This window comes from Peptacetobacter sp. AB845 (assembly GCF_047528295.1).
In the GTDB taxonomy this organism is placed as follows: domain Bacteria; phylum Bacillota; class Clostridia; order Peptostreptococcales; family Peptostreptococcaceae; genus Peptacetobacter.
This window is the reverse complement of record NZ_CP180001.1, coordinates 1,322,611-1,335,414: the sequence shown is the minus strand read 5'-3', so window position 1 is coordinate 1,335,414 and position 12,804 is coordinate 1,322,611. Positions and strand designations below refer to the sequence as shown.

General features: G+C 29.9%; 10 protein-coding genes. 5 read left to right on the top strand and 5 right to left on the bottom strand.

Annotated features, from left to right (window positions below):
• The first annotated feature begins 14 nt into the window (after window positions 1–14).
• Window positions 15–1,145 (top strand): MGDG synthase family glycosyltransferase, encoded by a 1,131-nt coding sequence (locus ACK2WO_RS06255; RefSeq protein WP_414697088.1) that lies wholly within the window; start codon window positions 15–17, stop codon window positions 1,143–1,145.
• A 126-nt stretch (window positions 1,146–1,271) separates the two neighbouring features.
• On the opposite strand, the gene ACK2WO_RS06250 is transcribed toward ACK2WO_RS06255, so the two are convergent.
• The gene (locus tag ACK2WO_RS06250) at window positions 1,272–3,173 is read right to left on the bottom strand and encodes a glutamine synthetase (RefSeq protein ID WP_414697087.1); all 1,902 of its coding nucleotides are present in this window, start codon (window positions 3,171–3,173) and stop codon (window positions 1,272–1,274) included.
• A gap of 280 nt (window positions 3,174–3,453) precedes the next feature.
• Between ACK2WO_RS06250 and ACK2WO_RS06245 the strand changes: the two genes are divergently transcribed.
• A complete protein-coding gene (locus ACK2WO_RS06245) occupies window positions 3,454–4,263 on the top strand; it encodes an exonuclease domain-containing protein (protein ID WP_414697086.1) in 810 nt (269 codons plus the stop codon).
• Between the two features lie 59 nt (window positions 4,264–4,322).
• Here ACK2WO_RS06245 and ACK2WO_RS06240 read toward each other — a convergent pair whose 3' ends face one another.
• Window positions 4,323–5,075 carry an exodeoxyribonuclease III gene (locus tag ACK2WO_RS06240; protein ID WP_178411394.1) on the bottom strand — a complete coding sequence of 251 codons (753 nt, stop codon included), beginning with the start codon at window positions 5,073–5,075 and terminating at the stop codon, window positions 4,323–4,325.
• Between the two features lie 20 nt (window positions 5,076–5,095).
• Window positions 5,096–6,061, bottom strand: coding sequence for a DUF4931 domain-containing protein (locus ACK2WO_RS06235; protein WP_414697085.1), 966 nt, complete (start codon window positions 6,059–6,061; stop codon window positions 5,096–5,098).
• A gap of 350 nt (window positions 6,062–6,411) precedes the next feature.
• Here ACK2WO_RS06235 and ACK2WO_RS06230 point away from each other — a divergent pair, with 350 nt between their 5' ends.
• Window positions 6,412–7,611 (top strand): pyridoxal phosphate-dependent aminotransferase, encoded by a 1,200-nt coding sequence (locus ACK2WO_RS06230; RefSeq protein WP_414697084.1) that lies wholly within the window; start codon window positions 6,412–6,414, stop codon window positions 7,609–7,611.
• Between the two features lie 182 nt (window positions 7,612–7,793).
• Window positions 7,794–8,606, top strand: coding sequence for an undecaprenyl-diphosphate phosphatase (locus ACK2WO_RS06225; protein WP_414697083.1), 813 nt, complete (start codon window positions 7,794–7,796; stop codon window positions 8,604–8,606).
• 56 nt (window positions 8,607–8,662) lie between these two features.
• Here the strand turns inward: ACK2WO_RS06225 and ACK2WO_RS06220 are convergent, their stop codons facing one another.
• Window positions 8,663–10,468, bottom strand: a complete 1,806-nt coding sequence (locus ACK2WO_RS06220; RefSeq protein ID WP_414697082.1) for a DNA helicase — start codon at window positions 10,466–10,468, stop codon at window positions 8,663–8,665.
• A gap of 128 nt (window positions 10,469–10,596) precedes the next feature.
• Complete coding sequence (gene rny, locus ACK2WO_RS06215) at window positions 10,597–12,138, bottom strand: ribonuclease Y (protein WP_178412345.1); 1,542 nt, start codon at window positions 12,136–12,138, stop codon at window positions 10,597–10,599.
• A gap of 409 nt (window positions 12,139–12,547) precedes the next feature.
• Here rny and ACK2WO_RS06210 point away from each other — a divergent pair, with 409 nt between their 5' ends.
• Complete coding sequence (locus ACK2WO_RS06210; RefSeq protein ID WP_414697081.1) at window positions 12,548–12,772, top strand: hypothetical protein; 225 nt, start codon at window positions 12,548–12,550, stop codon at window positions 12,770–12,772.
• The last annotated feature ends 32 nt before the right edge of the window (window positions 12,773–12,804 follow it).

The window sequence follows — 12,804 nt, the reverse complement described above, 5'->3', positions numbered from 1 at the left end:
TTAGGGGTGATAAATTGTCTATTCTTTCAGGTAAAACAATACTTATTCTTACTGCTGGGTTTGGTGCTGGACATGTAAGTGCTGCCAATGCTATAAGAGATGCTATTTTAAAAGATGATGAAAATGTAAATATAGTAATAAGAAACTTCATAGATGCAAGTGTTCCAAAGCTAAATAAGCCTATGGTAAAATTCTATGAAAATAATACAAAATATACACCAGAATTATATAACTGTTACTATTATTTAAAAAAATCCTTCTCTTCAAAGTACGATATAGCTCATAAAGTTTATACACCAAAGTTATCTAAATTTATAGAGGATTTAAATCCAGACCTTATAATTTCAACATTTCCTCTAGCAGCTGCATGTGTAAATAACTTCAGAAATTCTGATGAAGGTTATTTTATACCCGCTGCAACAGTAATTACAGATGTTGTCGATAGTATGGAGTGGATTTTTGAAAATACAGAGCTGTATTTTGTTCCATCTATTGAAATAAAAAATAGATTTATGCAGAGGGGAATTTCTCCAGACAAGGTTGAAGTTGTTGGAGTGCCTATAAGTAGTAAATTCAGAGTTGAAGAAAAAGAACATTTCCCAGGAAAATATAGAATAATTATCCTAGGTGGAGGTCGTGGACTGTTTGATATATCAGAAGATTTTATGAGATGGATTGATGAGTTTATATCTGAGGATTCAAAAAATAAAATCGAGGTTACTATAGTTACAGGAACTAACAAAAAATTATACGATAATCTTATAGAAAAGAAACCGCTTAAAAATATAAATGTTTTAGGATATGTAAATAACATGGATGAGTTATTAAAAAATCATGATTTAATGATGACAAAACCTGGTGGAGCAACTCTTTTTGAAGCTATATATACAAAAACTCCTCTTATGGTTAAAATACCTAAGCTAGGTCAAGAAATAGAAAACGGAAAATTCATTATAGATAAAGGTATAGGTATTATGTATAGCGATGAAAAAGATTTAAAAGATACGCTTAAAAATATCGCATCTGGTGATTTTGATTCTATACTATCTTTTATGAACAACAACATAGAACAGTTCAGAAAAACAATATATCCAGAAAACATCGCCCTATATTTAGAACAACTATTAGAAAAATATAATAAATAAACAAAAAAGACTGTTTTTAGCAGTCTTTTTTTATACTCACTAATTTTTATCTTAAATATTATTTAATATAAAAGAGATGCCCTCAAAAATTTAGACATCTCTTAACTATACTAATTATTAACTATATTAATATATATTCTTTTTATATTTAAGATATAGTTGCTCTATATCGTTCATCTTACGTTTCATTTCTAACTGAAGTCTTGATGCTTCTGCATATTCTTTATTATCAACAGCATTTCTAACTCTAGTAAATAAAGACTCTTTTGTAAGAGTATCCTTCATTAAATCATATTTCATATCTGATATTGATTTCCATATAACTTCATCTATTGCATCCATATTTTCTGGTGTATGAAGCTTTTTAAGAGCTCTTATTCTAGTTATATTCTGCTCTATTAATCTTGTTTTTAATTTTTTCTGCCATTTATCCACAGCTCCAACCTTGAATGACTGTATAACAGCATCAGTAAATACATTACCCTGTTTTAAACATTTTAACTTATATGAGAATTTTTCTATATTTTTCATATTTTCAAATACTGTAGCAGGAGGATTTCCGAATCTTTTTCTTCTTTCTTCTTCACTATAGTATTCAAATATATCGTGTTCATCTCTATACGCTCTATCTTTTTCTAAGTAAAATCCTTCTTCACCTGGCTGTTTAGATAATTCTTTTTCTAATTCTTTTGGGCCAAATCCACTTTCAGCAGCTGCTCTTATACCTTCTATCATTGCCTGGTATCCTGCTGCTATAACAAGGTATTTATTTGATAATGGGTTTGGAGATCTAAGCTCAAATCTCAATGTTTTAGGGTTTCTCATATCTCTTATTAAACCTACTAAAACAGATCTGTTTCTTGAAGGCTGTTCATAACTATGTCCTAAAGAAGTAACTATACATATAGGAGCTTCAAATCCAGGTACTAATCTGTTGAATCCGTCTATTGATGATGTAACAAATGGATTTATAATTTCATAATTGTAAAGCATACCCATAAGTGCTCCATATCCAGCTATACTTAGATAGTCGCTTTTCATATCTACTGGAGCAAATACGTTCTGTCTTTTTCCGTTCTTTAGCAATACACTTACTCCAAAGTGAGTGTGTCCACCATTTCCAGCAACACCATCTATTGGTTTAGCTTTAAATGTAACTTCTAGCCCATGTGCAGTAAATACATCTTCTACTACATCTCTAACTAGTAGCTCGTTGTCTGCAGCCTGTAGTGGTGTAGAGAACTTCCAAGATATTTCTAGCTGCTCCATGGCGTGGTTAGTCTTACCTTCTATACTTATAGAGCTTGGTATACCACCAACTTCTTTATGAGCCATTTCAGGTTCTATTCCCATTTTTCCAAGTATTATTAATGATTCCTCTAGGCAAGTTCTTATTACACCGTGAGTTCTCTTCCAATACTGCTCTTTTAAACTCTGAGAAGTGTATAATTTTTCAAGGTCTGCCTTATCCTCTGGAGTATTTACCCAGAATTCAAGCTCAGTTGCTGCAGTAAGTCCAACTTCTTCTATCTCATCTGCTGATTCTATTCCTAAGTTTTCTAATACTTTTGGATATGTTCTAAATACATCCATTAAAGATTCTTTAAAATATTTGTCTGCTTTCTGAAGTATACCTCTTGAGCATACTTTTTTATTATCGTGTATTAAAAATGCAGGTATTTTTAATGTACCTACAGGTAATCCTGTTTCATCATCTATAAATTCCATATTGTAGTCTACATACCATCTACAGTTTCTGTCTGGCATAAGGTCTACTTTTGCATTATTTAATGTTGCTATATTGTAAAGCTCAACACTTGAACCATCAGTCTGTACTGCTGATGCTAAGAAATCATCTATATCATCAAGTAAAAATTTAACTGGTATTTTTTCATCAGTTGCATTTCCCCCAAGGTCAACCCCCATTAATGATACAAATTTTATATTAGGATTTTCTTCAAGTATTCTTTTAATATCTTCCTTTGTGTGTTCATTTTTTTCTATTGTGTATAGTAGTTCTTTTCCCATATCATGACCCTCTTTTCCTTAAAGTGTTTTTTATTTATGGTTTTTCTGTACTTTTTTTTATATCACCAAAAAAATATTCGTGTTTTTTATTTTCTTATTATATAACATATAGAGATTATCTGCAATATTTTTTGATAATTCAACGTTTTCACATAATAGATTCTCTTTTGATAAATGTATTCTATTTTTATATTTCTAATACAATTATTTTATTGATTTACTGATTTCATTTTTTGTATTATACTAATTATATTAATTTCATTATTTTATGGAGGTTATGATGGAGTACATAGTATTTGACCTAGAGTTTAATCAGGGATTCAATAAAAAGACTAATAAGACTTATTCTGACAATGCCTGTCCCTTTGAAATTATCCAACTAGGTGCTGTTAAATTAGATAGTAATTTCAATATAATTGCAGCCTTTGATACTTTTATAAAGCCTTGTCTTTATACATCTATGCATCCTTATGTGGCAAAAATTACAGGAATTAAGATTGAAGATTTAGAGAATGCTCCAACTTTTAAAGAAGCATTCAAAAAATTTACAGAGTTTGTATCAAGTGATGACCCAATATTTTGTGTATGGGGAAAAAGTGATTTAAGGGAGCTTTATAGAAATATAAAATACCATAATCTACCTGATTCAACCCTTCCAAAATCGTACATAGATGTTCAGTACTATGCATCTGATTTTATAAATCACACCACTGCCCAATCTATCGGACTTGAAAATGCTGTAATAGCCCTTAATCTTGAGGATTCCGTTGCATATCATAATGCTTTAAATGATGCATATTATACTGCCAAAGTTTTTGCATCTATAAATCCTAAATCTATCAAACCTAATATATATTTATATACAAATTTGTCAGATAGCTCATCTTTTGGCCTAGATCCACTAGATGAGGATGCTTTTTTAGATGAATGCAATGATTTTTGTAAAATATTAAACAGAAATCTATCTAAAGATGAGAAAAAAATTCTCAGCATGGTGCAATATATAAAAGGTAATGTCAACAATGAAGAAATTCTTAGACGACATAATTTAAAGAAAAGATTAAAAAGACGTAAAAAAAGAGACAGGTAATCAAGACCTATCTCTTTTTTATTTTATTTTGCTTAATAGTTCGTTATATGACGTACTTTCTATTCTATAACCAATTCTACAGGACAATGATCTGAACCCAGAACTTCATTGTGTATTTTTGCACTTACTAGTCTATCTTTCATGCTTTCAGATGTACAGAAATAGTCTATACGCCATCCAGCATTGTTCTTTCTAGCATTAAATCTATATGACCACCAAGAGTACATTCCTTCAGCATCTGGGTAGAAATATCTAAAAGTATCTATAAATCCACTTTCTAAGAACTCAGTAAATTTATTTCTTTCTTCATCTGTAAATCCTGCATTTTTTCTATTAGTTTTAGGATTTTTTAAATCTATTTCTTTATGTGCAACATTTAAATCTCCACACATAACTACTGGCTTTTTAGAATCCAGATTTTTTAGATAATCTCTAAAATCATCTTCCCATTTCATTCTATATTCTAGTCTTTTAAGCTCTGTCTGAGAATTAGGAGTGTACACTGTTACAAAGTAGAAGTCTTCAAATTCTAATGTTATTACTCTACCCTCATGGTCGTGTTCATCTATTCCCATTCCATAGGCTACTGATAAAGGCTTTTTCTTTGTAAATATAGCTGTACCAGAATATCCTTTTTTATCGGCATAATTCCAATAAGATTCGTATCCTTCTGGATTTAAATCTATTTGCCCTTCCTGTAATTTTGTCTCCTGTAGGCAGAATATATCTGCATCTACTTCATTGAAAAAGTCCATAAATCCTTTTGTTACACAGGCTCTAAGACCATTAACATTCCACGATATAAATTTCATTATTTCTCTCCAATCTATTTTTATTCTTCTATCCTCAACTGTTTTGCTATATCTTCTGGCGGATAAGAGCTAACATACATTCCTGTACTTAATTCAAAACCACCGTAGTTGAATTTTCTAGGGAATATGTGTATATGCAGGTTAAAATATTCCTTAGTTTCTATTCCATTAGGATGTGAATGAACCCATATGTTAAAAGGTATTACTCCAAACATCTTTTTATAATTTGCAAAAATACCCTTAAAAGCATAAGCTAATTCATCTATATCTACTGAATCTAAATTTTCAAATTTTACACCTTTGTTAAAAATTATTCTAACTTCAGTCGGATTTTTACTAGCAGAAGGTATTATAGCAATGAATCTTGTCCCAGAATAAACAAGTCTTTTTTTGTATTCTTTCTCATCATTTATAATATCTTCATATAGATTAGTATTTTCCCATCCATAATAATCATGTGCTACTAATAGCTCCTTATGTATCTCTGGCGGTATAACTGATAAAGCTGTTATCTGGGCATGAGGATGCATTAGCGATGCCCCAGATTTTCTCAAAAAGTTTTTAAATAGATTTACATATTCTATTCCTTTTTGATTTATTAAATATTTATACCTATTTACATATAATTTAAACATTGTTTTAAATTCTTCTTCACTCATATTGAAGAAATTAGCATTATGTCTATAACTTTCTATTATTACTTCATGAACTCCAAACACTTCATCAGAATCCATATCAACTATAGGATATTTATTTTTTACAGACTTTGCTGCCCATTTTCCATCTACGTATATTTCTTCAGTAGGCTCATCTGTCTGATGTTCATTTCCCCTACAGAAAGGACAATTCTCTTCATATTCTTTTATTATGTCATCCTCATCTATAGGATTATTTTTTTTAACATTATCCAAAGGTCTAGATGCTCTTTCTCTTGCAAATATTATAATATCATTATTCGTAGGATCAACTCTTAGCTCTTTCTTCAAGTCGGCACCTCCTAGCACAATTCTTTTAAAAATAAAATTTATAAATTCAATTTTTATTCCATGAAATTTATTAGTTTAATTATATCAGATTTTCATAAAAAATTCTCTCATCTGACAGAAAAAGTACTATAAAAAAACTCATTATCTGAAAATTAGTTATTTTTTGTTAATTATATATTTGTCAATAAATTTTAGATAAATAGGATGTTTTTTTTAATCTTATATGTTATTATGTAAGAGGAAAAGCTTTTTTAAAGCTACACAATATTTAATATATGTTTAAATATTACACATTATTAATTCAAACTTAAATAGTGTGTTTTTGAGATTATTTTAGGGGGTACTTATAAATGAATAATTTTTCAAACAGAGTTACTGCTATGCAGTCATCACCAATAAGAAAGCTAGTTCCTTTTGCAACTGCTGCAAAAGCTGAAGGTGTTAAAGTTTATCACCTTAATATAGGACAGCCAGATATAAAAACTCCAAGAGGATTCTTTGAAGCAGTTAAAAACTTCGATAACGAAGTATTAGAATATGCTGTTTCTCAGGGTATACCAGAACTTATAGAAGCTCTTCAGGATTACTACAAAACTTATGATATGCACTTTGATAAGGACGAACTTCTTATAACTAATGGTGGTTCTGAAGCATTATTATTCGCTATGATGGCTACTTGCGATCCAGGAGACAAACTTTTAATACCAGAACCATTCTACACTAACTACAATGGTTTCGGACAGTGCGTAAACGTTGGAGTTGCTCCAATAACTACTAAAGCAGAAAATGGTTTCCATTTACCATCTAAAGAAGAAATACTTTCTAAAATAGATGATAAAGTAAAAGCTATACTTCTTTCGAATCCAGGTAACCCAACTGGTGCTATATACAGCAAAGAAGAATTAGAAATGATAGCTGAAATAGCTATAGAAAAAGACTTATGGATAATATCTGATGAAGTTTACAGAGAATTCGTATATGATGGATTAGAATATACAAGCTTCGGTAACTTAAAACAGGTTGAAGACAGAGTTATAATAATAGACTCAGTTTCTAAGAGATACAGTGCTTGTGGTGCAAGAATAGGATCTATAGCATCTAAAAACAAAGAACTTATAGCTCAGATAATGAAACTTTGCCAGGGAAGACTTTGTGTTCCAACATTAGAACAGGTTGGTGCTGTTGAACTTTACAAAACTCCAGTATCTTACTTCAAAGAAGTTAATGATGAATACAGAAAAAGAAGAGATGTTCTTTATTCTGAATTAATGAAAGTTGATGGAGTTATATGTGAAAAACCAACAGGTGCTTTCTATATAGTTGCTAAACTTCCAGTAGACAATGCAGAAGAATTCGTTAAATGGATGCTTACTGAATTCAGAGTTGATAATGAAACAGTAATGGCTACTCCAGCTGAAGGATTCTACGCTACTCCAGGACTAGGAAGAGATGAAATAAGACTTGCTTACATATTAAAAGAAGAAGATTTAAGAAAAGCAGCTAAAATACTTAAAGAAGGTCTTGAAGCTTACGTTAAATTAAACAAATAATAAAATTTAATATATTTAAAAGAAGGATAATTATTATCCTTCTTTTTTTATGATTTCTTTAGATTTTATTTATTCTGTCTTACTTGTTAAGTTTGTTTGGTTGTGATATTATATTTTAGGTATGGCATTGTTTAAAACTATGTTGTAAATACAATTAAATTTGAATTTTAGGAGGTAACACTTTGATAGAAATACTTAAAGCCGTCCTACTTGGGATTGTTCAGGGTATAACTGAATGGCTTCCTGTAAGTAGTACTGGACATATGATACTTGTCGATGAATTTGTAAAACTTAATTTCTCGCCAACATTTATAAGTACATTCCTTGTAGTTATACAGTTTGGTTCGATTTTAGCAGTTTTACTTATATTCTTCAAAAAACTAAATCCTTTTGACTCTAGTAAGAGCAAGGTTGAAAAGAAAGAAACTTTAAGCCTATGGGCAAAGGTAATAGTAGCTGTTATACCATCAGGTATAATAGGTATTTTATTTGAAGAGGATATAGACCGTTTATTCTTCAATTCAACTACTGTTGCACTAGCTCTTATAATATATGGGGTTATAATGATAGTTATAGAAAATAGAAATAAAAAGCCTGCTGTTTCAGACTTTTCTCAGGTTTCTTATAAGTTAGCTTTAGGAATAGGTCTATTCCAGTGTCTAGCACTTATACCAGGTACATCAAGATCTGGTTCAACAATAATAGGTGCTACTCTACTTGGAGCTTCTAGATATGTTGCTGCAGAATTCTCATTCTTCCTAGCAATACCTACTATGCTTGGTGCTAGTTTACTAAAATTAGTTAAAACTGGATTTGCATTCTCAGGATTTGAATGGTTAGTATTAGGAGTTGGATCTGTTGTAGCATTTGTAGTTTCTGTTATAGTTATAAAATTCTTTATGGACTACATCAAAAAGCACGACTTCAAAGCTTTCGGATATTATAGAATTGTACTTGGTATAATAGTACTTCTATACTTCGGATTTATTAAATAATAAAAAATAAAGGGACTTTTATTTTGACATATCGTCATTATAAAGTCCCTTTTCTTTTACATATTTATTATCTTTTCACTCTCTACAGTGTCGTTTATCACTTTGATAATATCGCTTGTATCCTCGCTAAATGTAGTTACAAAACTTACATAGTCAGTTGCTCTATTTACAGCATGATAAACCTTATTTATATCTCCTGCAAAGTCATTTACCTGATAATCTTGAGTAGTATCCGCTATTTTCTGATTGTATAACATCTCTAACTCGCAGATTATAACAGCCTTAAATTCTAAACTCTTAACTGTATATATATTGGATATAGTAACACCATTTTTTCTACTTAAACTAGTCAGATTTTCATCAGATACTATCACTTCTATACCAGCATCGTCTAGCGCTTTCTTTATCATATACTGGAAGTAGATAGTTTTTCCATTTTTAAGTCTTTTCTTATTAAATGGATATATTATAGCTATATCTGAATAATCTAATCCTTTCTTATCTACAAAGTACTCAATTTCCCATATAACAGAACTAATCTGATCATCTAAATCACTTACTTTAATAAGTGCTACCTGATTCTTTCCAAAGTCTCTAATAGGCTCTGATTCTAAGAATACACTTCTCTTTATATCAGGTCTGATTTCTTTATAGTAATTATCGGCATTTTGACCTAGTTTATTAGAAAAATCTACAAGACTACCAGTCTGTCTGTAATTTTTTTTCAATTCTACAATCTTATCTATATGTATATTCTCATATTTATTTTTGAATATGTTCATATTATTGGTTAGATTCATTGTCTTACAATTGAAAATATTGAAAATATGCTTTGTCTTATATAAGAACTCCTCTAGGAATTTTATCTGATCCTCGCTGAAATTCTCAGCCTCGTCTATAAATATTCCCTTGAACATTCTTTTATTTTTTATAACATTTTTAGCCTGTTTAATTATATTTTCAAATGTTTTTTCGTAATCCCTTTTAAGCATAGCATAGTCAAACACTAGATTGTATATTCTAGCAAGTTTAAATACAAAAGATCCAAATGTATGTATTTCTAAATTTGAAATATCATTGCTAAGAACCTCTAATTTTTCTCTTAAATCACTGCTAGACTGTTTATTTTCAGTTATTATAAGGAATTTATGATGAGGATATATCTTTGATAGCTTTATAGCTCTACTAAGCATTAGAGACGTTTTTCCCGTCCCTGAAGCACCATTGTAAAGAGTTGTCCCATAATGTATAGAATCTGCCTCTACAATCTGGCTATTTTCCATAACAGTAGCAGTATATTCGTATTCATTGCTAAAGAAAGATATTTTCTTAAAATCCTTATTTAGATGTAGTTTGCTATCCAAAATATAGTATTCAGAGCAAACATCAAATAGGAATAGGTTTAAAATTATTTCGTCATTTTCTTCATTCATATAATCGTCAAGAGATTTTTTACCACTCATAATTGCTTCAAAGCCATCTCTATCTATTATATTTTTTTCTACAAAATCTCCATAATCGTATACATCATCTATATTCACATATGGCATAACAAACATATAATCATACGATATTTGATTGTGATTTTGCTGCATTTTTATTTTTAATAAATCATATTCTTCTTTCATTATCTCTAAAAGTTCTTCATCCAATATAGAGAATAATTCATCAGTAGTATTCATAAACTTAAGAAATAAAGCTTTATTATCTTTTATGTAAAGCATATCTGTGTTTACACCTTTAAAAGGTATAACTTTGGGAATTATCCTTCCTTCATCCTTTATCTTTTCATAAAATATTTTTTCTATTTCTTTAAGCTTCAGGGCTTCTAATTGCGAATTTATATTTTCGTAATAGTTCATTAAATCTCCCCCCTTGTATTCTCTATTATATATTTAAACATAAGTATGTCTATTCCCTTTTTTTATAACTATTAAATTTATATTTTATACATAAAAAGCTATCTCATACGAGATAGCTTTTTAATTCATTATTTTGCATATTCTATTGCTCTAGTTTCTCTTATTATGCTTACTTTTATCTGACCTGGATATTCAAGTCCTTCTTCTATTTTCTTAGTCATATCTCTAGCTAATAGATGTATTTCTTCATCGCTAACTTCTTCTGGTTTTACCATTATTCTTATTTCTCTACCAGCCTGTATTGCGAACGATTTTTCTACACCTTCATAAGAATTGGCTATCTCTTCAAGTTTTTCTAGTCTCTTAATGTACGCTTCTAAAGTTTCACGTCTTGCACCTGGTCTAGCTGCTGATATAGCATCTGCAGCAGTAACTAGTACAGCTTCTATAGTCTGTGGTTCGTAATCTCCATGGTGAGTTGACATAGCATGTATAACTTCTTTAGATTCTTTGTATCTTCTTAATAAGTCCATACCTATTTCAACATGAGTACCTTCCATTTCATGGTCAACAGACTTACCTATATCGTGAAGAAGACCTGCTCTCTTAGCTAACTTAACGTCTACACCTAATTCAGATGCCATTATACCAGCTATATGAGCAACTTCTATAGAATGTTTAAGTACATTCTGTCCATAACTAGTTCTGTAGTTTAATCTACCAAGAAGTTTTATAAGTTCAGGATGAAGTCCATGCACACCTGTTTCAAATGCTGCCTGTTCTCCATATTCTTTTATTATATTTTCAACTTCTTTTCTAGCTTTTTCTACCATTTCTTCTATTCTTGCTGGATGTATTCTTCCGTCTGCTATAAGTTTTTCAAGAGCTATTCTAGCTATCTCTCTTCTTATTGGGTCGAATCCAGAAAGTATAACTGCTTCAGGAGTATCATCTATTATTAGATCTATTCCTGTTAATGTTTCAAGTGTTCTTATGTTTCTACCTTCTCTACCGATTATTCTTCCCTTCATTTCGTCATTTGGAAGATTTACAACTGTAACAGTTGTTTCGGCAACGTGATCTGCTGCACATTTCTGTATAGCATATCCTATTATTTCTCTAGCTTTCTTTTCAGCTTCATCCTTTGCCTGAGATTCTACTTCTTTTATCATTATAGACATCTCACGTCTAACATCTCTTTCAGCATTTGTAAGTATGATTTCTTTAGCCTTTTCTGAGCTTATTCCTGAAATACTTTCAAGTTTTTCAAGCTGTTTGTGCTTTATGATTTCTACTTCTTCTTCTTTTTTGTCTAATGCTTTTACTTTGTCTCTAAGATTTGCTTCTTTTGATTCAAGTTCAGATGTCTTTTTGTCAAGATTTTCTTCTTTCTGTAATACTCTTCTTTCGTACTTCTGTACTTCGTTTCTTCTTTCTCTGTTTTCCTTCTCTGCTTCTGTACGCAATTTATGAATTTCTTCTTTAGCTTCTAATAGTTTTTCTTTTCTTACTGTTTCAGAATCATGGTTTGCTTTATCTATAATTTCTTTAGCTCTAGTTTCTGCCTGGCCCACTTTAGCTTCAGATATATTTCTTCTAACAAAATAACCTACTATTATTCCGACTATTGCGCAACCTAACGCCACTAATATCTTATCTATGACATCCACCTCCTTTTTAATATTGCTAACTATTGTATAGACAATAGTTTTTAGGATTCCTCCCTTAATTTGCTAATCTTCCATTTTCATATTAACTCTCATATTCTAGTATATTAAACTTTTTAAAGAATATATTATTTTATTGGATATAGTTAAGTTTGGATAAAATACCCTCTTTTAATTTTATAATGTTTTCATAATCATGTCAAGATTGAGGAAACACAATGATAGTAATATTATTCACAATTTTTTCATATTTTTTATATTTATACCACTATTTATATTTTTTATTCTTATTTCAAAAAAATTTTTTATAATAATTATTTTAATATCTGATTTTGATTATTTTTACTTCTTGACTTTTTATTAAAAATCATTGTATATTATTCATATTAAAATTTAATTTAAGAGGTGTATTATGTTAGAATTTCAATTTTTAATAACAGCTTCTATAATTGGTTCTGGTTTACTTTTTGGACCTGGTGCTGTTACATTTGTAAGTGTTTTATGGTGTATTGAAACAGTTACTGTTGTTTTTATGCCTTGGGTTATGGCTATTCAGTTTATAAATATAGCTATTTCTTTTTTAATTGGAAAAGTTGTGGGGGGTATAAGAAACTTTATAAGAAATCTTTTTAGATAATCGTAAACATAAAAAAAGAGAGTTTTAAAACT